The 21,609-nt window shown below is 45.5% G+C and carries 16 protein-coding genes; 6 read left to right on the top strand and 10 right to left on the bottom strand.

The window, feature by feature from the left end:
• Positions 1-32: 32 nt before the first annotated feature.
• Positions 33-1,568, top strand: coding sequence for a methyl-accepting chemotaxis protein (locus DOE51_RS05295; RefSeq protein WP_142695523.1), 1,536 nt, complete (start codon positions 33-35; stop codon positions 1,566-1,568).
• A gap of 17 nt (positions 1,569-1,585) precedes the next feature.
• On the opposite strand, the gene DOE51_RS05300 is transcribed toward DOE51_RS05295, so the two are convergent.
• Positions 1,586-2,380 carry an Mrp/NBP35 family ATP-binding protein gene (locus DOE51_RS05300; RefSeq protein WP_142695524.1) on the bottom strand — a complete coding sequence of 265 codons (795 nt, stop codon included), beginning with the start codon at positions 2,378-2,380 and terminating at the stop codon, positions 1,586-1,588.
• Between the two features lie 155 nt (positions 2,381-2,535).
• On the opposite strand from DOE51_RS05300, the gene DOE51_RS05305 reads away from it, so the two are divergent.
• A complete protein-coding gene (locus DOE51_RS05305) occupies positions 2,536-2,856 on the top strand; it encodes a hypothetical protein (protein WP_142695525.1) in 321 nt (106 codons plus the stop codon).
• Here the strand turns inward: DOE51_RS05305 and DOE51_RS05310 are convergent.
• Entirely contained in the window at positions 2,834-3,214 is a 381-nt protein-coding gene (locus DOE51_RS05310) for a hypothetical protein (protein ID WP_142695526.1), read from the bottom strand. The two genes, DOE51_RS05305 and DOE51_RS05310, sit on opposite strands and share 23 nt — an antisense overlap.
• Before the next feature lie 342 nt (positions 3,215-3,556).
• On the opposite strand from DOE51_RS05310, the gene DOE51_RS05315 reads away from it, so the two are divergent.
• Positions 3,557-4,975 (top strand): DUF1214 domain-containing protein, encoded by a 1,419-nt coding sequence (locus DOE51_RS05315; protein ID WP_142695527.1) that lies wholly within the window; start codon positions 3,557-3,559, stop codon positions 4,973-4,975.
• A gap of 65 nt (positions 4,976-5,040) precedes the next feature.
• Positions 5,041-5,562: a YiiX/YebB-like N1pC/P60 family cysteine hydrolase gene (locus DOE51_RS05320; RefSeq protein ID WP_142695528.1), complete on the top strand. Its 522-nt coding sequence runs from the start codon at positions 5,041-5,043 to the stop codon at positions 5,560-5,562.
• Here DOE51_RS05320 and DOE51_RS05325 read toward each other — a convergent pair.
• Positions 5,559-5,912, bottom strand: coding sequence for a photosynthetic reaction center cytochrome c subunit family protein (locus tag DOE51_RS05325; protein ID WP_142695529.1), 354 nt, complete (start codon positions 5,910-5,912; stop codon positions 5,559-5,561). The genes DOE51_RS05320 and DOE51_RS05325 overlap by 4 nt on opposite strands.
• A gap of 176 nt (positions 5,913-6,088) precedes the next feature.
• Between DOE51_RS05325 and DOE51_RS05330 the strand changes: the two genes are divergently transcribed.
• Positions 6,089-7,438, top strand: a complete 1,350-nt coding sequence (locus DOE51_RS05330; RefSeq protein WP_142695530.1) for a glycine--tRNA ligase — start codon at positions 6,089-6,091, stop codon at positions 7,436-7,438.
• 67 nt (positions 7,439-7,505) lie between these two features.
• Here the strand turns inward: DOE51_RS05330 and DOE51_RS05335 are convergent, their stop codons facing one another.
• The 3 genes from DOE51_RS05335 to DOE51_RS05345 all read right to left on the bottom strand — a co-directional run bounded on the left by DOE51_RS05335 (position 7,506) and on the right by DOE51_RS05345 (position 14,323).
• Positions 7,506-12,155, bottom strand: a complete 4,650-nt coding sequence (locus DOE51_RS05335; RefSeq protein WP_142695531.1) for a hypothetical protein — start codon at positions 12,153-12,155, stop codon at positions 7,506-7,508.
• 134 nt (positions 12,156-12,289) lie between these two features.
• Positions 12,290-13,876, bottom strand: a complete 1,587-nt coding sequence (locus DOE51_RS19270) for a methyl-accepting chemotaxis protein (RefSeq protein WP_246845394.1) — start codon at positions 13,874-13,876, stop codon at positions 12,290-12,292.
• Between the two features lie 123 nt (positions 13,877-13,999).
• A complete protein-coding gene (locus DOE51_RS05345; RefSeq protein WP_142695532.1) occupies positions 14,000-14,323 on the bottom strand; it encodes a hypothetical protein in 324 nt (107 codons plus the stop codon).
• 248 nt (positions 14,324-14,571) lie between these two features.
• Here DOE51_RS05345 and ppdK point away from each other — a divergent pair, with 248 nt between their 5' ends.
• Entirely contained in the window at positions 14,572-17,289 is a 2,718-nt protein-coding gene (ppdK, locus tag DOE51_RS05350) for a pyruvate, phosphate dikinase (protein WP_142695533.1), read from the top strand.
• Positions 17,290-17,348: 59 nt separating this feature from the next.
• On the opposite strand, the gene DOE51_RS05355 is transcribed toward ppdK, so the two are convergent.
• The 4 genes from DOE51_RS05355 to DOE51_RS19355 form a co-directional block, all read right to left on the bottom strand.
• Positions 17,349-17,810, bottom strand: coding sequence for a hypothetical protein (locus DOE51_RS05355; protein ID WP_142695534.1), 462 nt, complete (start codon positions 17,808-17,810; stop codon positions 17,349-17,351).
• Between the two features lie 199 nt (positions 17,811-18,009).
• The gene (locus DOE51_RS19235) at positions 18,010-19,404 is read right to left on the bottom strand and encodes a hypothetical protein (RefSeq protein WP_142695535.1); all 1,395 of its coding nucleotides are present in this window, start codon (positions 19,402-19,404) and stop codon (positions 18,010-18,012) included.
• Between the two features lie 51 nt (positions 19,405-19,455).
• On the bottom strand, positions 19,456-21,171 hold the full coding sequence (locus DOE51_RS05365; RefSeq protein WP_142695536.1) for a hypothetical protein: 1,716 nt from the start codon (positions 21,169-21,171) through the stop codon (positions 19,456-19,458).
• 164 nt (positions 21,172-21,335) lie between these two features.
• On the bottom strand, positions 21,336-21,464 hold the full coding sequence (locus tag DOE51_RS19355) for a hypothetical protein (protein ID WP_256373176.1): 129 nt from the start codon (positions 21,462-21,464) through the stop codon (positions 21,336-21,338).
• Between the last annotated feature and the right edge of the window lie 145 nt (positions 21,465-21,609).

Genomic DNA, 21,609 nt, shown 5'->3' on the forward strand with positions numbered 1-21,609 from the left:
TACTTTGTACTTTATTGTGAAAGCGAGAAAACATGGCTAACAGTGGCACGTGGGGACAGAAAATAAAATCACTGAAATATCAAATTTTGTTATTGTCCGCTCTACCAATTCTTGGATTTAGTTTCACAGGATATTCTTCATATAAAGATATCCAAGGTTTAAATGCGTTGCTTGAAGGCGTGCACACGGGCCTTGTACCAACGATTGAAAGCTTGGGTAAATTTGAACTTGCACGAGAATCTTTGAAGGGCCACGTGTGGGAAGCCATGGCTCATGAAAATGACATTAAAGATCGCACGGAAATGGCGGACGATCTTATTCATGATATTGCTGATGTTAAAGAAGGTTTAGCGGCCTATGAAAAAACGCCGCTTGATTCGTGGGAGAAAGAACACTTCCCGAAAGTAAAAAAGGCGACAGAGGAATATGCGCAACTGGCAACTCGTTTGCAGACGTTACTTCGTTCAGAAAAGGCAGCTGATTTAAAAGTAGCTAAAGAAATTGTATACGGTCCGATGCACGAGCTTGATGGCGTACTGGGCGAATACGCAGAAACAGTGATCAAAAAAGAATACGCTGAGGCGGAGACTGATAAACTCGCAGCCAAAGCCATGGAACATAAGGCGATCACATTCTTAATCACAGTGACACTGTTGATCGGCGGCGGTGTCGCAGTCCTATTGATGGTTCTTGGTCGTCGAATCGTAAACAAAGTTTCGCACACGTCAGAGACTGTTGAGTCAGCAAGCTCACAAGTCGCAGTTGCAATCGAACAGTTATCCGCGGCAAGCACAGAGCTTGCACATGCTTCGACAAAAACCGCAGCGTCACTTGAAGAGGCGGCCGCGACGGTTGAAGAGCTTAGCACTTTGGTTGGAACAAATTCGGCCTCGACAAAACGAGCTTCAGAATTAGCGGTGAAGACAAATCACACGGCTACAAGTGGTGAAGCAGAATTAAAAAATCTATTTACCTCGATGCAAAGTATTGCGGCGTCTTCAAAACGTATGATTGAAATTATTGACGTGATCGACGACATCGCATTCCAAACGAATTTGTTGGCATTGAATGCCTCGGTCGAAGCGGCGCGTGCGGGTGAACAAGGTAAAGGCTTTGCGGTGGTTGCAGAAGCCGTCAGAACTTTGGCGCAGCGATCAGCGGTAGCTGCAAAAGATATCAATCAATTGATCACGCAGTCTTCAGATGAAGTGGGTCTTGGTGTAAAAGCCAGTGAACAAAGTGGTCAGGTGTTGCGCTCGATTTTAGAAGACATCTCGAAGGTGATGACAATCAATAATGAAATTGCGACAAGCAGTGAAGAACAAGCTGCACGTATTTCGATGTTGTCCGAGGCGTTGGAAGCCCTTGATACGGCCTCACAAGGCAATGCCGCCTCAGCAGAAGAAATTTCTGCAACGGCAACAGAGATCGCTTCGCAAACGGAAGCGGTCCAAGTGCAGATTCATGATTTGGGTATTTTGATTGATGGTGGTCACGATACAGATGCGCCGGTGCTTGTGCAACCGGCTTCACATCGTGCGCGTACGGCATTGAAAGTAGCTGCCTAGGCAGCTACTTAAATTAATTACGGAAGAATCTCGCGAATTTTATCAGCAACTTTCATGAAGGCTTGTGCTTCTGCGCCGTTGCTATTGGCTTCAACGATTGGAATACCTGCTTCGCACGCAAGACCGACAGATGGGTTGAAAGGAATTTCACCGATCTTTGGCATGTTTTGCGATTGTGCGTAAGAATCGATTTCGCCTTTTGGGAACAACTGCATTTTTTCGCCGTTCACTGGGTTGATCATGTAGGCCATGTTTTCAACCATACCCAATAATGGAACACCCACGCGATTAAACATGTCGACAGCTTTTTTCACGTCAACAAGTGCCACGTTTTGTGGAGTCGAAACAAGCAATGCTCCTGCAACTGGAACTTTCTGCGCCAACGTCAATTGAACGTCACCAGTTCCTGGCGGAAGATCGATCACTAGGTAATCCAATTCGCCCCAGTTTACATCGCGTAGGAATTGATCCATCGCTTTGAACAACATTGGACCACGCCATACAACGGCGGCGTTTTCCTCAATTAAAAAACCGATACTCATCAATTTGATACCATAGCGAACAACCGGTTCCAGTTGGTTCGTGTCTGGATTGATGGCAGGCTTTTGCGAAAGTGAGCCTAACATACGAGGAATGCTCGGGCCGTAGATATCCGCATCCAATAAGCCCACTTTGCTCTTACGACCCAAAGCCATGGCTAAATTAGTGGCAACGGTGCTCTTGCCGACGCCTCCTTTACCCGAGCTGACTGCGATAATATGTTTCACTCCGGGAATTGGGGTCTGCTTTTCAAAAGGATTTGGTGCTGCCATCGATGGGACTCCTTGCTAATTTTCGACTGACAACGAATAATAGAAGTTAGATGAATAGCCAAGATTTTTTGACAGTGAATATCGTGGGAGCGGGGGCTTTCATCCTGTGGTACGTTTTACAGAGAGGTGGAGGGAAACGCCCTACGCGCCTCGATATGAATGCCCAGGATAGCGCACCGCCGCTTATTACTCCCGCAGAACCAACGCCGGCCTCAAATGTTCCGGTGGGGCGCACTTCCGCTGCGACAGGCCCGGCAATTCATCCCGATCTTGCTGGGAAAAAGAGCAAATCACTCAATGTCATGTTCAATTATAACGGTCATAGCTGGGACGCGTATGAAGTCTTAGGTGTGCCCGCCGGTGCATCAATCAAAACGGTGACCGACGCTTATCAAGTGGCTTTGCGCCGCTGTGATAAAGAGTCCGTAGAGTTTTTAGAGACGGCTTATAAAGCTATTTTGAATAAAGGCAGCTAAAACCTTTTTTGCCTTCGGATACGTTCGTGTGTTCCCACAAAAATTGCTGATTGTTATCACCGAATATCAACGTGTCTTCCGACGACGCGACGGCGACTCCGTGGAAGATATCTTTTGCGGTTTTTTTGATGTAGCGATCTTTCAATTCCACTCGCGATGAGGTTTGTGTTTCACCTTCGACGGACATTTTGTCGCCGCGATTTAGGTGGCAGAATTTAGATGTTGTCAGTTCTTCGGTGCCTGCTCGCGGATTTAAAACGAAGCCTGCACATTGTTCAAACCAGATCACAGAAGTCGGGCAGCCTTGCGTGCCGTTGACAAGCTGATATTGGCCTTCATAAGAGGTCAATGCCTTCATGTCGACCGGAGCTGTGGATGCAATGTCATACGCCTGCTGTGTGCGGGGTGAATGCACTGAAAGGCATGAGAGTATTAAAATGAGACAAGCGACCACAGTCTTTAAAACATTTTCCATTCTTAATTTTAAAGCAAAGACAGTGCTTACGACAAAGTCCGTATTTTTTAGCTGAGTTCGTGTTTCCAAGAATGAGATGTCGCTTTTTTTTGAATGTGCCAAATTACGCAGGACTTATGTGAGTGCGAGGGCGGGGCAGACTGCGACTTAGCAACGCAAATTAAAATCTGTTGTGGGCATTGTCATCGCTCCTCAGAATAAGAGGTACATCAACTAGAGGGGCCTATGAAATCAATAATCGCAAGATTCTTGTTTGTTCCTTTGTTCGCGTCTTGTTTCACGAATCTCGTTGTGTCGTCAGCGTTCGCGCAAAAAGACGAACCATCATCAATGCCAGCGCAAGTCACAGTTCCCAACGACAAAGAAGTGATAGATGCCTATCATTATTTCTTAGGTCGCATGCTGATACTGCGCCAAGAAATTTTGGATTTTAAGGCGGGCTTTAAGTGGAATCAGATGGTCCCACGAAAAGTTGGTGAAGTCGCATGGGCCAATCCAAATTTGGATGTGGCTTACGGTGAAGCCTGGCTGGGCATCAATAATAAAACTTGCGCCTTAGTGACTATTCCTAGAATTCAAAATCGCTATTATACTTTTCAAGTTTTAAATAGTTGGGGTGAAACCGTATCGAATATCAATGAACGAAATTTTCCGCAAAAACCTTTCGGTAAATTCGCTTATTGCACGAAAGATTCGACTGTAAAAACCGCACCTGACGTAGAGCGAATTTCTTTGGATGGTCACAAGTTCCGCGTTCTTTCCAGAGTCGAATTATCAACCACTCCCAAAGATGCAGAGCGCTTGCAAAAACAAATTAAAGTCAGCACCGTGGGCGCTCCGATCGCCATAGAGAAGCCGGTGCAGATCGCGATGTTTACCAATAAAGATCTTCCGGGTGTTGAAATTTTTGATCACGCCGAACAAATTTTAATGAGTGAACCTGACATCAATCCTGGAATGGAGCCATTGCAACAGTCGGTCATGCGCATCACTCAAGCGTTGCGTAATAAAGAGTTTAAAAATAAGGCCGACCGCTTGATTCGTGAAGAAGCGATTCCAGAATTTAACAAAGCTTTCGCAAGTAATGGCGACATCAAAAACTCATGGTTTCGTCCTAAAACCATTGGCAATTACGGCAGCGATTACTTAAGTCGCACAATGATTAATTATGGCGGCATCTGGGCGAACAACACCAACGAAGCTGTTTATTTCAAAACAAACTTGGACGGCGAAGGCAGGCCTTTGAATGGGTCCAGCGTCTATACGATGCATTTCGCGAAAGGGGACAATCCTGCCTCTCACGCAAAATATTTCTGGTCTATCGTGGCCGTGGATGGGGAAAAGTTTAATGTCATTCCCAATCCTAAAAAGAAATACATCATTAACAACAACACTAAAATTTCTAAAAACAAAGACGGTTCTTTCACTCTCGTTTTTGCAAGTAAGCAGCCCAAAGGGGTTGCCTTGGGGAACTGGATGCCAACCCCTGACGATAAGAATTATCATCTGACGTTCCGTTTTTATGGGCCGGATGATGCCGTTCGCACGGGGGACGCGTTCCCTCCTCCATTGGTATTAAAGACAGCAAATGAGAAGCTATCGCTTTTAGAAAACGATTACGTTGAAGAAGAAGTGATACGCTAAGCAGAATGTTCAAAAAAAGGGGAAGCTCCTTGAAAAAGGGGCGTTCCCTTCGTATTAAATGGGGCATGAAAAGCTTCATCTTGATTCTTATTTCGATCATCTCTGTCCAAAGCCAAGCGGCTATTTTGAACTTCTTCAGCAACCCTCGTGTGCCGCAACCGATCTTTCATGTGACATTGGAATATAAGGGCTTCGTTTATGAAGCGGATACTCACGATGGTGGTCGCGGTCTGCCGTTAACGGCGCAAACTCCTAAGGGTGACATCCGCATTGAAATCTCTGATGACCTTATCAATGAACAAGCATTAGCAGCGCAAATGGGTTTGCCGTTTGATTATAATTTCGTGTGGGACAATCAGAAAACTTATTGCTCGAAACTTGTAGGTAAGGCGCTTGATATTCAGCCAACACCAATGGATTTTTCTGGCACTCATTACGTGAAGTATTATCCGAACTGGATCAACAGACATGACCTGGGCTTGTCTCCTGATCAGATTTATTTCTTTGCGATGGATCATGCACTTCGTGTGTCGCGCAAAGCGGGCAGTCGTGCTCCTGAAAGAACGACTGTCGTTGTTCCGAATTAATGCGCTTTATTTGAAGCCGGTTCTTTGAAGTCGGGGTGAAGCTTGCCGCGATGGCACATGTAGCACGTCGACTCTGGACCTTTTTTGCCATCAAAGCCGTTATCTTTCAGCATTTGAGTTAGCTTCATGTGCTCGAGTCCAACCTTAAAGCTCTTTTTTTCAGCACTCGCAAAGTTTTGCACGTTATGACATTCCGTGCATGTAACGCCTAACTCGCGCGAAATCGTGACCATTTGTTCGCGGATCTTTTCTTCTTTTGTAACGAATTTGGAAACGGATTCCGCTTCGCCTAAAGAGGCAGTGAATAGAAGGCTTCCACAGAGGAGAAATGCTTTTAAAGTGCGCTGCATAAACCTATGTTTCCCGAGACCCAGCCCGAGATCAAGAAGGACCCGGATTTCTTGACTGCATCTAGACCCAAGTGTAACTTTTGGCCTACTCCTTTTAGGAGTGTAAACCAACATACTTCGGCAGTGCCGAGGTGCAAGCAAGACTCCGAAGCCATCGGAGGGAAAGCAGAGTATTTATGAACGTCAGATATCTGGGCGACTTGAACACACTAGTGAGTCTTAGTAAACGTCGCGGTTTTGTCTTCCAATCGAGTGAAATTTACGGTGGTCTAGGTAGCTGCTGGGATTACGGTCCGTTGGGTTCTTTGATGAAATTAAACGTAAAACGCGCATGGTGGAATGCGATGACTCGCAGACCAGATATCGTCGGTCTTGATGCGGCGATCTTGATGCACCCAATGGTGTGGAAAGCTTCAGGTCACGTGGATGGTTTTTCTGATCCATTGGTTGACTGTAAAGACTGTAAAACTCGTTTCCGTGCGGATAACACGGAATCTTATATCAAAGATAAAAAGTGCCCTAACTGCGGTAGCAAAAACTTGTCTGAAGAACGTAACTTCAACTTGATGTTCAAAACTCACATGGGTCCGTTGGAAGACTCTGCGAGCGTTGTGTACTTGCGCCCTGAAACAGCTCAAGGTCACTTCGTGAATTTCTTAAACTGCCAACAATCGTCTCGTTACAAAATTCCATTTGGTATCGCAGCGATCGGTAAATCATTCCGTAACGAAATCACTCCAGGTAATTTCATTTTCAGAACTCGTGAGTTCGAACAAATGGAGATGCAATTCTTCGTTAAGCCAGGCACTGACGACAAATACTTCGAAGAGTGGAAAGAGCGTCGCTGGAAATTCTATTTGAAATACGGAATCAAAGAAGAGAATTTGAAAATCCACGTTCACGAAAAGCTTGCGCACTATGCGCGTGCAGCTGTTGACGTTGAATACAAATTCCCAATGGGCTTCTCGGAACTAGAAGGTATCCATAACCGTTCTGACTTCGACTTGACTCAACATCAAAAATTCTCAGGTAAAAGCTTGGAATACTTCGATGAAGCGAACAAAGAAAAATACATCCCATATGTTATTGAAACGGCTGTGGGTTGTGATCGTTTGTTCTTGGCGTTCATGTGCGATGCTTACCGTGAAGAAGTCACAACAGACGAAGCGGGTAAAGAAGACGTGCGCGTCGTATTGGGCTTCCACCCAGAAATCGCGCCGTTCAAAGTTGCGATCTTGCCATTGTCGAAAAAAGAAGAGCTGACTTCAATCGCTGATAAACTTCGCGATCAAGTGGCTGAAGAATTCGACGTGACATACGACGAAGCGGCTTCCATCGGTAAACGTTACCGTCGTCAAGACGAAATCGGAACTCCGTTCTGCGTAACAATCGACTTCGATACAATCAACGACCAAGCGGTAACTGTTCGTCACCGCGATACAATGGTTCAAGAACGTATCCCAATGAAAGATTTGAACAACTACATCGCGAAACAAATCCGCGAATTCAAATTCGTTTCTAAATAGTTCGTCAGTTAAAGATTAAAAAAACGAAGAAGGCTCTGTGATGAACAGGGCCTTTTTTATTTTAGACTTAATCCAGCGGTAAAGAGACATTGTCGAACGAGATCCACGCATTGCTGGACATACTTTCAACAAAAACTAAGCCGGTGTTTGTCACAATGACGTTTGCAACACCCGGCGAAGAACCATTGCCAGCTCCAATAGTGAACTCTTGAGAATAAAGAGGTCTATAAGCAGCGGGGAGTGTAACAATCGCATTAGCAGAGCCAACGCCTCCGTTTTTAATTAATCCACGCATACGTAAATTTCCCATGCTGTCGATGCGATAACCGAAGTTGCCATAATTGGAATTGCCATAGTTGATCCATCCTCCACCTAACGAAGATGGATAGTTCCAAGGCTCTTGCTCTAGTTTCGTAGTACCACCGACCACTTGTAGTTTCGCTGTGGGAGCATTTGTACCGATGCCGACGTTTCCTGCGTTGTAATATGCCTTAGTGCCTGACTGCAGCCACTGAGCGGCCGGCCCTTTCGCAAAATTAAAGGCGTGGCCTGCCGCAATGACGTTGCTAATCGACGTTGCACAACCATAAGATCCGGATGACACGGCCATGTTGCTCGCCGCCGCATAGTAAGTGCCGTTTGAGGCATATTGGATATAGTAGTTAACCCCGTCTATGGAATAAGCATAGGTCTGAACTCCGGTACTACCTGAAGCGGATTGCGAATGGTACATCATAAGATGATCATTCGGGGAACTTGCGCCATTCCAAGTGCACAGAATCGCATCCGGCCATCCATTGACCATTGAATTATTAAGACCTGTAGATGTCGCCGCTGAAGTTTGCACGGTGCCGTCTGGAAATTTAATACCACCAGATGTCGACTCGATAATTCCACCGATTGAAATCGAAGCTGGTAGGCGAGCATTTGCGATTGTTCCCGAAGTGATTTTCGTAGCATCAAGATTGCCGATATCAGCACATGTCCAAGCTGCACTTGGTGAAGAGAAACTGAGTGTCTGGTTAACAGCGCAGGTTACAGGCATCATCGAAGCATCCAACTTATTTCCTAATTGAGTGGAAAGATTCGTCACTGCTGAAATCGGAAGTGCAATAGTTGTTGAAGCCGCTGCGGTGATACGACCTTGGGCATCTACAGTGATCGTTGGTACTGTCGTAGCCGATCCATAAGAACCGGCTGTTACTCCTGTGTTCGTTAAGTTCAATGAACCGCTGTTTGTGATAATGCCACCTGAAGAAGTTGCACCTGCGGTTGTGTTTAAGCCAGTCCCTGCAGAAATTTGTGTCACCGTTCCGCTACCGCCGCCACCGCCAGTTACAGCGGCTGTTGAAGTTATAGGTATGAAGCAACGATATGCAATGGAGGCGGAAGGGTTCGAGCTGTCAGCAGCACCACTTGTTGTTAAGGTACTCGCGCCGGGAGAAGAGCTTCCCCACCAGTCAGATGATGCAGTCCACTCGGTTGTTGCGTATTTATTGCTAATGGAAAGATTATCTAAGCTCAGTTTCAATTCGCTCAACTGTGGTAAACGTCCTCCATAATTCGCGAAGCAGTTTTGATTGGCAGCAAGATGAGCGGCCGCCGCGTTCGTTGTGTTTTGAATACAACCCATAGTATTGCCATTGCTTGCGAGAGCCGTAAATCCTGAAGGACATGCGACTCCAGAAGCCGTTGCGGTCGTCATCTTCGTTCCGTCAGGGAAGATCAATCCGTTTCCTGTTCCGCTAATTTTAATATTGCCCGCAACTTCTAATTTTTCTACCGGAGAGTTCGTACCAATTCCGACTTTACCACCAGAGGCAACCATCAAACCATTTGAGCTGCCATCGTTTGATAGATAGAAAGATCCTAAATTAATATTTTGTGTCGCCGTATGATTACCTAAGTTATCAGCACCACCGCCGCCAGAAGCGGGACCTGACGGAACTAACTCTGTGACGATGAGATGAGTGTTGTAGGCATTGGAAATCATACCAGTACCAATATGGTCATCCCAAATTTTTACAGAGATGACTTCATCAACAGTCGGTTTGTAAATTTCTAAAATGGAGGCCTTCAATCCATAGCCGTTGGTTTGACCTGAATCGGTGTACGCCGTTTGACCAATGTTCGACGTACCATTGTTCAGAATATACCCTATATATTTATAATCGTTTGTTCCGATGGTGTTTATTGAAGATTCAATTCTATAAGTGACGCCTGCTTTCAGTGCAACACCGTTACCACTTTTTGTAAGTCCGCTTGATGCAGAGACGGTGTCAAACGCAACTGTCGAACCATTATCAACAGTCTGATAACCACTCATCGTCAATTTAATATATTTCGGAGAACCGTTAAGTGATAACCACGCACTTCCAGCATAGTAATCGACAGTGCCATCATCGGTATTGAATATCATCATACCCGACGCCGGAGAAGGAATTGCATTTCGTTGCGCGCGAGTCATTCGCGGTGGCAAAAATGCTTTCGAAGTCGAAGATAAATCTAACAACGCATTCGCATTCGGAGTGGTTCCAATGCCGACGTTGCCATTCAAAATTGTAGAGCCCGTACCACTCGGAGTCAGAGTGATATTTTGATTCGTTCCACCAGCAGCAAACGTCAACGCACTTGTTCCAGTGATCGAACCGTTCGCAGTGCCAGTTCCACCATTTGCAACCGGCACAATACCAGTTAACTTTGTCGAAGCATCAATACTTGGTAAATCAGCCGCATTAAAAGATATTTGTGAAGAAGTAATGGCAATATTTGTACACGACAAATTATCTGAAGCTGCAGTCCAAGTCAGAGTTTGCCCTGCGGTACAACCAACGCCACCAAAGGCTTGTGTGCCCGTGATGCCCGAACGCAAATCAAACATCGAAATGAAATTTGGCATCCAACCGGTTGTCGTGTTGTAACGTAATACTTGTCCATTCGTAGTTGGCGAAGTTGAAGAAACCGCAATGCCTTGAAGTTTTGCAACTGTTGGGTTTGGATAAGTTCCTGAAAGATCTCCACCGGCAGCGCCCGACGGAGCACTGCTGGTTGTTGCAACGGTGATCGTACCCGCACCATTTGTGATTGTGATCCCTGATCCGGCTGTTAATGTCGCAGCTGTGGGTGCAGCCCCAGTTGAGCCAACTAATATTTGTCCATTCGTTAAAGCGGGAGCTTCAACGATGGCCCCTGCATTAGAAACCATGATGCGATTATTGTTCAGTGCCGTCGCGCTATTTGTACCACCATTCGCAACGGGTAAAACACCCATCAGTGAAGTGGCACTGGTGACAGGAGTGACCCATGATAAATTTCCCGACGTATCTGACGATAAAACTTGTCCCGCTGAAGCAGCGACAGAATCGGGGAGTTTCAAAGAATAATTCGCTGTCACGGTTGCCGGAGCTGTGATCGTGACAGTTTTAGAACCAGAGTCTGTTAGCACCACGCCTTTGCCGGAAGCGAAACTCAAATCTCCCGACATGGTGTCGCCAGTTTTTAAAACATTCAGTGCCGCTGAGCCAGAAATGTTGCCGCTGATTTTTGTGCCTGAAATCGTGCCAGAAATATTCGTTTCCGAAATTGAAATATTAGAACAAGTCCATGAACCCGTCGGTGAAGAGAAGATCAACGTCTGACCCGCAGAACAGTTCGCAGGCATTTGACTTGCTTTGATGAGCGAACTGGCATCACTTAAATCGGCCGACGACAAAGAAGCATTCACCCATGTACCTGTGTATTTTAAAAACTGACCTGAGGTTAACGATGAAAATGCAACACTGGCGCCCGCGATTTTTGAAACAGAAGGATTCGGATAATTGCCGGTCAAATCTCCACCGGCGCTACCGCCTGGAGTGACGCCTGTGATTGTGACATTCGCTGCAGCAGTGAGGCGACCTTGTGCATCGACTGTGAATGTTGGAACTTGCGTCGCGGAACCATAAGAATTCGCAGACACAGTTGTATTACTTAAACTGATTGTGCCAGTTCCCGTGATCGGTCCGCCAGTAAGACCAGTACCAGTTGCGATGTTGGTTACTGTACCGCCGATTGCGCCAGAAACACCCGAGCAACCAAAAGTTTGTGTCGAAGCATTCCACGTTAGGAAATTGCCGCTATCACAATTTGTGCTGACGCCAGCAATTTTGTTCACGTCGTTTTTCAAAACAAAATCACTCGCGGAATTTGTTCCAAGCTTTAATGCAGACTGCGCCGCCATGGAATAAGCAGCGTAAGGCACCGAGCGAATTGAAGAGTCGGGTGAAATCAAATTCCAACCATGACCATCATAAAAAGAAATTCTTAATTTGCGGGATTGACCGCTGGATGCGGCGTAAGTTCCTGAAGCAGCACTGCAAGAATAAGTGTTGCCTGAAGAAGAACACGTTCCACAGCTGAATGTCGAAGAGTTGTTGAAAATATCTAAAACGCTTGTGCCCGGAGACGTGGGAAATTGAATCGAACCGCTACCGATCGGAACGTCGAACACGCCTTTAGAATTGGCCATGTTCACGCCCGTCACTTGCTCTTGATAAATCAAACACAAACCAGCAGGATCGAGAATTTGAAAAAGAAATGAGACGTTTGCATACTCAAGGGGAGTGCCGTCATTTTTTATGATGCGACCTTGATACGTCAAAGCACTTGGCGATGCGTGCGCAGCCAACGTCCCAAATAGAATCAACAGAACTAGAAAGTGCCGAACAGGATGATTCATATTTATTAGTTCGGACACTTTTTAGGTGCACTAAAATTAAGAATCTCCATTTTCTGTTTTAAGTGAGCGCAAATTTTACGCCTATGAATATAGGACCTTTTGGGCGGCTCAATGCAGGATTTACTAACAATTGTTTACGCAGATTTTCGTGTCGAAATCTCCACGAAATATTGGCTCCTTTTCAATGGCGTTGATTTTGCTCCATGAATCACAGTGGTTAAATCTGTGACAGCGTCTTTCATTACGACGGCTTCTTGCTGTAATACATCTGCAGCAGCCGATGACTGTTCTGCTTGTGCGGCATTGCTTTGGGTGACCTGATCAATTTCACAAATCGCTTTGGAAATCTGCTCAACACCTTCAGCTTGTTCTTCACTGGCGACTGCGATTTCTTTATTCAGCACCACGACTTTTTCTACCGACTTTACGATTTTTTCTAAAACAATGCCGCTTTCATCGGCCAAGCGTTTGCCACTTTCAATTTTCTCGACACTATCGCCAATCAAATCAGAAATTTCGCGCGCTGAAGAAGCACTTCTTTGTGCGAGTCCGCGAACGGCTTCGGCGACGACGGCAAAGCCTTTTCCTTGTTCACCGGCGCGAGCCGCTTCGACGGCGGCGTTTAAGGCTAATAAATTGGTTTGAAAAGCAATGTCGTCAATGACCGTGATGATCTCTTCAATTTTTTTTGAACCGCGAGAAATCTCGTCGATCGCATTTAAGAGGTGACTCATTTGTTGTTGTCCGTCGCGCGCTTGATTGCAGGCAATCTCTGTCAACTTATTCGCACTTTTTGCGTTTTCTAAATTGCGATGAACGATCGAAGAAATCTCCGTGGTGACGGCGCTGGTTTCTTCTAGGGCCGAGGCGGCTTGCGTAACGGAATCTTGCAGTTCGCGACTTAATGTGGCGATCGTTGAACTTGAACCTTCAACAGCTTCACCCGAAGATTTCAGTTGCTGGCCAATGTTGTTCAATTTTGCAAGCGGCGAGCGGACCATCCACCAAGAAAACACAAACGCGAAAATCGAAATGCCGACCGACCAAATCATCACTTCGATAATCGCGTCTGTGGTTGCTTGTTTTACGGAGGCTAAATTCAAATCGGAAATAACTGCGAAGGCGCCATGCAATTGACCGTCTTGCCAGTTTTCCATTTGAAAACCAAGAATGTCTTTGCCATTTTTAAACGGACTTGTGGCGGGATCTCCATGGCAAGTCAGGCAACCTTGTTTTTGACTTAGGCGAACGGGTTGATAAACGATGACGTGTTCGGAATTCTCTACCGTCAGTTCAGATAATGACGGGTCGAGTTCAAACTTCTTTAAAATCTCGGACTCCTCAACCGTAGGAGTATGATCTTTGTTGCGTGGATTTTCTGAAAAGATGCGGAAACGATAGTTTTCTTTGGCGGCATTTTCGGAGCCGACTTTCATAGCGGCAAAAATCGGAACTTGTTTTAAAACCTCCAGACGTTCTGCTTCAGGTAATTTGCCATCGGGATGTTTTTCGATGGCTCGTTCGATAGAGCCTTTTAGGCCGCCTTGATCAGCAATGAATGAACGGACGGAAGAAAGCCTGGATAACACCGCACGCGATTTTGCTTCAAGAGCAAGCACGCGTTCTTTTTTTACTTGGCGCACGGAAATGAAAGTTGTGGCAGCGGTGGAAGCTAAGCACAGAATGCCAATCATCCAGAGAATGCGAGAGTGAAAGTTCATGCAACGTACCTCGTGAAAAAATTTAGAATTATTTCGGAGATAATTCGCATTTCAAGAGGTGGAGAATTTAAAAACCACCCGGCGGTGGATTGGAAATCACCACCGGGTTAGATTCCTTAAAGGCTAGTAAAGGTAAATACGTGTATCGTTGCCAGAAGTCGCACGATACAAAATACCAGAGATCACAGTGCCTGGAGCTTTCGTGCAAACGCCCAGAACTTTTGGGAACGTCACACCGTTGCTGACATCATCAACATCCAAAGGGCATGTGAAGCTTGAGTTTAATTGGGCATGAGGGATTGAAAAATCCAGTTTCACCGTGCAAGTTGTCGCGTCTTCAGCGATAACGGCACCCGTCGCAGCAATCACTTGTGCTTCAAGTTGATTGCACTCTGCGTGTGCAATAGCAGCGGAAAAAAGTAGCAAACCAGCCAACAAAGTCTTCATGGGCATCTCCTATTTTGTGATGGGCCCTTCTACCACAGGGAAATTCAGTCGTCCGTGAGGATCTTGTTAGGATCGTAAGTAGTGAATTTTTCACCTGTTCTACGAAGTCCCACTTGCGCAGATATGTCTTGAATCAAAGCTCTATAACTCAACGCAAAAGCTTACGTTATTTTTCATTGATATTAAGGGCTTAGAGATGTTTTATACCCTAAAGCGCATTACAAAATCTGGCCTATAAAGGGAGACTTATGCACCAGACGCAAACGGCTGATAAGCCAACATCAAAAACTCCTGTTCCGCAAAAATTTGTGTATTTTTTTGCTGCAGGTGAATCTGAAGGCAATGCGGGAATGAAGAATATCCTTGGCGGTAAAGGTGCGAACCTTGCCGAAATGACTTCTTTGGGAATTCCAGTTCCTCCGGGCTTCACGATTTCGACAGAGATCTGCACGCACTTCTATGAAGAGGGCGGCAAACTTCCTGAGTGGGTTCGTCCTAAAGTGACTGAAGCTATGGCGAAAGTTGAAGCGAAGATCGGTAAGAAATTCGGCGATGCCAATGATCCATTGCTAGTATCTGTTCGTTCGGGCGCGCGCGCCTCAATGCCAGGTATGATGGATACAATTTTGAATTTGGGTTTGAATGATCAAACTGTTGAAGGTCTTGCGAAGTCTTCTAACAATCCACGTTTTGCTTGGGACTCTTATCGTCGTTTCATCCAAATGTATTCTGATGTTGTGATGGGTATGAACTCATCTCTTCTTGAAGTGACTTTGGAAGACATGAAAGAAGACAAGCACTACAAATTGGATACAGAATTGACTGTTGATGATTTGAAACTTCTTGTGAAGAAATTCAAAGAACTTGTTTTGCAAATGACAGGTCGTTCTTTCCCAACAGATCCTTGGGAACAATTGTGGGGCGCGATCTCTGCGGTATTCCACTCTTGGAACACTCCGCGTGCGATCACTTACCGTGATCTTCACAGCATCCCAGCAGCTTGGGGTACAGCCGTAAATATTCAATCAATGGTCTTCGGTAACATGGGTGATGATTCTGCAACAGGTGTTGCGTTCACTCGTAATCCATCGACTGGTGAAAAAGCATTCTTCGGTGAATTCTTGATCAATGCGCAAGGTGAGGACGTTGTTGCGGGTATCCGTACTCCACAGCCGATCACTAAAATTGCAGCAGACTTGGCTGGTGTGAAGTCTTTGGAAGAAGCTCTTCCAGAAGCTTACAAACAGCTTGTTGAGATCTACAAAAAGCTAGAGACTCACTACCGCGATATGCAAGATATCGAATTCACAATCGAGCGTTCAAAATTGTGGATGCTACAAACTCGTAACGGCAAACGTACTGCTGCGGCAGCGTTGAAAATCGCTTGCGACATGATCGATGAAAAGATGATTTCAGAAGAGGAAGCAATTCTTCGTCTAGATCCTTCATCATTGGATCAATTACTGCATCCAACTCTAGATCCTAAAGCACAAAAAACTTTGTTGGCGAAAGGCTTGCCAGCATCTCCAGGTGGCGTGAACGGTCAAATCGTATTCACATCTGAAGAAGCGGTTGAGTGGAAAGAACAAGGTAAGAAAGTTATCTTGGTTCGCGTAGAGACTTCTCCGGAAGACATCGCCGGTATGGTGGCTGCGCAAGGTATCTTCACTTCACGTGGCGGTATGACATCGCATGCAGCGGTTGTTGCGCGTGGTATGGGTAAATGCTGTGTTGCTGGTTGTGCGGAAGTAGAAGTGGACTACAAAACTGAAACGATGAAAGTGAAAGGCTACGTTCTTAAGAAGGGCGATGTGATCACTTTGGACGGTTCAACAGGCGAAGTTTACTTGGGCGAAGTGAAAACGATCGAGCCAAAACTTGAAGGTACTTTCGAGCGCATCATGGAAATCGCTGACCGCGTTCGTAAATTGAAAGTTCGCACGAATGCCGATACTCCGAAAGATGCACAAACTGCGAAAAATTTCGGTGCAGAGGGCATCGGTCTTTGCCGTACAGAACATATGTTCTTCGGCGCAGATCGTATCGACGCTGTTCGTGAAATGATCATCGCTGATAATAAAATTGATCGCGAAAAAGCATTGTCGAAATTGTTGCCAATGCAACGTGATGACTTCTATCAATTGTTCAAAATCATGGACGGTCTTCCAGTGACAATTCGTTTGTTGGATCCACCTCTTCATGAGTTCGTTCCTCACACTGACGAAGAAACGAAGGAATTGGCGAAACGTATTCACACGGATTACGATCGTCTGCGCATGAAAGTAAAAGCGCTTCACGAGTTCAACCCAATGTTGGGTCACCGTGGTTGCCGTCTTGCGATCACTTATCCTGAAATCTATATCATGCAAGTTCGTGCGATTGCCGAAGCTGCTTGTCAGATGTTGGCTGAAGGTAAAAAACTTTCTGCTCCAGAGATCATGATTCCATTGATCGCGACTGATAAAGAGCTTGAGATCTTGCGCGGCCAAGCAGAACAAGAAGTTAAAAAAGTTCAGACAGAGAAAAACATCAAGTTCGAATACCACATCGGTACAATGATCGAACTTCCGCGCGCCGCTTTGACTGCGGATGCGATCGCTGAACACGCTGACTTCTTTAGCTTCGGTACGAACGATTTGACACAAACGACTTTGGGGCTGTCTCGTGACGACTCGGGCCGCTTCTTGGGTTCATACGTTTCTCAAGGTATCTTGCCGAAAGATCCATTCATGTCGATCGATCAAGTGGGTGTCGGTAACTTGGTGAAAATGGGTGTGGACTTGGGTCGTCGCACGAAACCTACTTTGAAAGTGGGTGTGTGCGGTGAACACGGTGGTGATCCAGATTCTATCGAGTTCTTCCATAAGGCAGGACTTGATTACGTATCGTGCTCGCCATTCCGCGTGCCTATCGCAAGACTGGCAGCTGCAAGAGCCGCTCTTCTTACGAAGAAACTTCATTCTTAATTTTTAAATTAAAGAAGAAAAGAAAAAGGGAGTCTGCTGAAGACTCCCTTTTTTATTTTTTAGAAAGTGGGCAGGGCAGAAGGATTGCGCTGCTTCGGAGATGATTCCGCCACTGGTAAAGCCGGATCATTCGGTATCGAGCAAAGTGGTTTTACATTATAAATTTGCGGCGGATCGTAAGTTTTATCACCATTCATATCGATCGCCATTCCGATGATTCCACCGAACACAATATTTCCCAACACACCAGCGACTACGTCATATTTCGTTTGAATAACGCCGCTTTGAGTTTTGTCGTTGCAGGTAACGGTAATAGGAATGTCCTCTTTTGAGCGATAAACCATGACAGTGCGCTCTCCGGTGTCGGTTGTGTATTCGCCATCAGGAAGCGAAATCTTCGTCGAGCCTTTGTCGTTACCGCCGACGAAATGAACCGGGATCTTATCTGATTTTACGATAGTTGCACATGCACCAAGAAACATCATTGAACAGATACAAGCCGCTTTTAAAAGAGCATTCACTTCAGGTCCTCCTGTTGTTGCAGGACTCACATCGGAGTGTGAAGGCAAAAATAAAGCGTCTCAAACTGAGTAAACATATAAATGTTTTCTAAGTTCGTACAGTTAACTATCTTGTGAATTTACGGTGAAAATTTGCGTCGGGGAGTGGAAGTTAAAAAGTCATAAAAAAAGGGAGTCTTTGCAGACTCCCTTTTTGTTTTTAAAGAGCTTTAATCAGTGAAGTGATGCTGTTTAAAGTTTCAGCGCCATTGTCGAAGCGGAAGCGAATCGTTCCATTCGCATAAACTCTTGAAACAGTGCCAGGGTAATTATTGATCAAGCCACGAGTGCCGACCTTTACGCCGTTAAGACTTGAAATGATTTTTACAAGATAGTCAGTTTTCGTGTAGGCGGTTCTACCGGAATCATAACTGACAAGGACTGTTTTGTTCGCAAGCATCCAAGTAATTTTTCCTTCATAACCAGAGTACATAACAGTTTCGCCGACATAAAAACCCTCAAGACTACGTACGATTTTTACAAGAGCGCTCAAGCTAACTATTGTCTGTGTTCCGCTTTCAAATCGGAACACGGCTGTGCCATTAGAATAAATTGATTTAATAACACCCTTGTAGTCGCTGTAAGAAACTTCTTCACCAACAGTCCATCCACTCATCGAATTTAGGATGCGTGCAAGTGAATCGATGCTAATAACCGACACTGATCCCGATTCAAAAACAAACTCAACGGTTCTGTTCGAATAGATCGTGCGAATTTTACCTTCGTAATTGCTGTACATGGCGCGATCACCGACAACCCATCCGTTCATCGAGCGCTCTAGACGCACTAATGAAGTAATAGAAATGACTGACTCTGTGCCGCTTTCGAATCTGAATTTGACTGTGCCATTCGAATAAATTTGCGAAATTGTTCCCAGGTAATTGCTATACATGGCTTGTTGGCCGATGTTCCAACCTTGAGATGAATTCAACAACTTCACGAATTGCGTAAGGCCAACAACGGATTTAGTGCCGCTTTGGAATTCAATGAGGGCGCTTTCATTAGTATAAAGCTTTTTGATCGTAACTTCATAGCCCGCATATAAAACGCGTTCATCAACGCTGAAGCCTTTTAAAGATTTTCGGGCGGCAGCTAGGTCTTTCAGTTCTACGATGGATGAGCTGCCACTTGCAAAGAGAATTCGCGCCATGCCGTTTTCATAGATCTCCATGATCTGAACGTCATAACCAGAATAGACAGCCGAATCGCCAACATGAAGAGGACGATTGAGATCATTTGCTTCAGGCGGAGCCGGGCGTGGTGGCGCGGGTTTCGGTGGAGCAGGCTTCGGCGGAGCTGGTTTCGGGGGCGCCGGCTTTGTCGGTGTTGTTGGTTTTTTCTCTTCAGCTTTTTTGTCGTCTGATTTTTTATCATCCGACTTTTTATCTTCTTGTTTTGCAGTTGCCGTTGATGGCGTCGTGTTGCCGGTCGACGTTTGCGTTGGAGTATCGAAGCCTGGTAAGTCGACAAGCGTTTCGTCGCCAGCCCAAGCTGCGTTCATAGAAAGGCTTAATAAAACAGCAGTCGCGATGTGTTTTGCGTAATTTACTTTCATATTTTTTCTCCGGTTATTCCTGTTAAATAGTTAAAAGTTTTTTCTTCTAAATTAATGACAAGTGTTTAAAGCCTTCGGGTTTTCCTGAGCCGCCAGTGACGAACAGCTTTGTGGAATGTCTTTTCCAAGCCCCAAGTGAATTTGAATCGCCCGGAACAGATCCGAAGAGTGAGGATCTGTCGATGATTCATTCTTAAGACTGAGTGTTTCGTTGGAAGCAGCAAAGAAGCAGCCGAAGTTTTGAGTCGTCACGTGATCGGTCTTTGCTAAAGCCACCATCACTTGATTCGAAAACAGGTCAGCGAAGTCCTCTGCGCCATATTTGCCTGAAGTTTGTTTGTCACGTACGCACAGCTGTTGGTTGCTCATGCTGTTGCTGAAGTTATCAACGACGTGACCTAACTCGTGCGCTAGAATGGCCATGCCGATTTGTGGATAACGTACACTCAACCAACTGACTTTAATTGAAGTGTCTGAGGCCAGAGTAGCGTCGGACACATTCAAGTCGATCATTTCGCCACATAAGAAATTTGAATCTTGTGGAATCGCGGAATACAACACAGCCATCGTAAAAATAGTCGAGGCATCGTAAGCCGCAGCTTTTTTAACTTCTTCTGTTTCTGATTTTACACCGAGCTTCAGTGTGTTGCCCCACGCACGTGTCATTTCAGTCGGCGTTTTCGGCCAAGTAAATGTGCTGTCTTTTAACTTTGCTTTTGCTGGATCTGAATCGGGCAGAAGACTCATAGCTCTTTGACGAACGAGTTCTGCTTTTTCTTTGAAAGCTGTCAAAGTTTGTTCTTGAGGATACAAATTCAAAGTTTGGTAGTAGCGCTTTTCACACTTATCAATCAAAGAGTCTTGGGCCGCCATACGTTGTTTGAATGTGTTTTTAACTTTTGACCCATTATAAAGCTTTAAAAGATCAGAGGTCTGAAGTTTTGCCTGTTCTAAAACAGCAGCGCCTTTTCCGCGAATGAAGAAATCAAATAAGGCAATGCCATAAGCGGAGCTTGAAAGGGCCTCGATCTCTTCATTATCAAGGGCTTCTTTTTTTAAAGCTTTTGTCGCAATTTCTTCTGACATTGTCAGAAGTGGTGAACCGAGTTGTTCATTCAGAATTTTTTGGGTTTCAAGCGCTTTATTTGCAACCTCATATGTCGCTTCAACAACTGAAACATTTGGATAAAGGGTTTGCACATAAGTCGCACCTTTTTTAATTCCAAATTTGCCGCTGGCTTTATAAACGTCAGTCTGAGAAAGCGCAGTGATGCCTTGCAAACCCACCTCATGCGGCAGACTATCACTGCCAGTTAAAAGCATGATGGCTTTCACTGCTTTTTCTTGAGCTGGATTCAAGCGAATTGCCGCGAACCCAGGTTCTTCAACCTCGATACGACTTAAAAGTATTTTTGCCATCTCTTGAGTGACCGCGACTTTTTGATTTAAAAGCGGACGGAGATTTTTATCGAAGTAATCTTTCATGCCCGGGCCCGGCGTTTGTTTGCTTTCAAGTAAAGACACCAGCTCGGGAATCGTTGTGTCTTTGCAGAGATCATTGAAGCATTGATCGGCAAGAGAACCGCTGTTGCGCGCGTTTGATACCGGGCGGGCATCCGCATCAGTGATTGCAGTTTTCGTAGCCGCAGCAGCCTTGGCCTTATCTGTAGGCGGAGCTGTGCGCTCGCCTTCGTTTTTACACGCGCTCAAAGTAAGAACGGTTGTCGTTAGCAAGCCCGTGATAAATGCAAAGCGGCTGTGTTTCATTTTGAGAAACTCCTTTTTAGGGCACACCAGTGTCTAACTATTGACTACTAAACCTCGCTATATTTTCAGCGAAGCTTCGTGCGTGAGCCTTTGTAAGGAGTGGAGCAGAAGAAATGCCAAGTTCGGAGCAAAACGCTCCGAACTGAGCGCAAAACGCAAGACGACTATTTCACAAAGTAGGTAACAAGAATCGTGAAGACCATTGATGTCAGCATGATTTTGAAAGCGATTTCGGCACCTGTAACAACTCGGCGTTGCGCGACAGGCTCGATCTCTATTTTCTTATATTGCATGGCAACCTCCTGATTTAGAAAGTTACTCTTCGTGGGATCAAGGCCGCCTCAAGACTCATTCATGACGCATAAAGAAAAAGTAAGTATTTGACGCGACTGCGCCAGTATAGACAGATCTGCTTAAGTTTTCAGCGAATCGCCTTCT

This window comes from Bdellovibrio sp. NC01 (genome assembly GCF_006874625.1).
Classification (GTDB): domain Bacteria; phylum Bdellovibrionota; class Bdellovibrionia; order Bdellovibrionales; family Bdellovibrionaceae; genus Bdellovibrio.

Bases quoted from the DNA above. Each gene is read 5' to 3' on its own strand.
- DOE51_RS05295 (WP_142695523.1), top strand. From the start codon at position 33: ATGGCTAACAGTGGCACGTGGGGACAGAAAATAAAATCACTGAAATAT.
- DOE51_RS05300 (WP_142695524.1), bottom strand. From the start codon at position 2,380: ATGGCAGCACCAAATCCTTTTGAAAAGCAGACCCCAATTCCCGGAGTG.
- DOE51_RS05305 (WP_142695525.1), top strand. From the start codon at position 2,536: ATGAATGCCCAGGATAGCGCACCGCCGCTTATTACTCCCGCAGAACCA.
- DOE51_RS05310 (WP_142695526.1), bottom strand. From the start codon at position 3,214: ATGAAGGCATTGACCTCTTATGAAGGCCAATATCAGCTTGTCAACGGC.
- DOE51_RS05315 (WP_142695527.1), top strand. From the start codon at position 3,557: ATGAAATCAATAATCGCAAGATTCTTGTTTGTTCCTTTGTTCGCGTCT.
- DOE51_RS05320 (WP_142695528.1), top strand. From the start codon at position 5,041: ATGAAAAGCTTCATCTTGATTCTTATTTCGATCATCTCTGTCCAAAGC.
- DOE51_RS05325 (WP_142695529.1), bottom strand. From the start codon at position 5,912: ATGCAGCGCACTTTAAAAGCATTTCTCCTCTGTGGAAGCCTTCTATTC.
- DOE51_RS05330 (WP_142695530.1), top strand. From the start codon at position 6,089: ATGAACGTCAGATATCTGGGCGACTTGAACACACTAGTGAGTCTTAGT.
- DOE51_RS05335 (WP_142695531.1), bottom strand. From the start codon at position 12,155: ATGAATCATCCTGTTCGGCACTTTCTAGTTCTGTTGATTCTATTTGGG.
- DOE51_RS19270 (WP_246845394.1), bottom strand. From the start codon at position 13,876: ATGAACTTTCACTCTCGCATTCTCTGGATGATTGGCATTCTGTGCTTA.
- DOE51_RS05345 (WP_142695532.1), bottom strand. From the start codon at position 14,323: ATGAAGACTTTGTTGGCTGGTTTGCTACTTTTTTCCGCTGCTATTGCA.
- ppdK (WP_142695533.1), top strand. From the start codon at position 14,572: ATGCACCAGACGCAAACGGCTGATAAGCCAACATCAAAAACTCCTGTT.
- DOE51_RS19235 (WP_142695535.1), bottom strand. From the start codon at position 19,404: ATGAAAGTAAATTACGCAAAACACATCGCGACTGCTGTTTTATTAAGC.
- DOE51_RS05365 (WP_142695536.1), bottom strand. From the start codon at position 21,171: ATGAAACACAGCCGCTTTGCATTTATCACGGGCTTGCTAACGACAACC.
- DOE51_RS19355 (WP_256373176.1), bottom strand. From the start codon at position 21,464: ATGCAATATAAGAAAATAGAGATCGAGCCTGTCGCGCAACGCCGAGTT.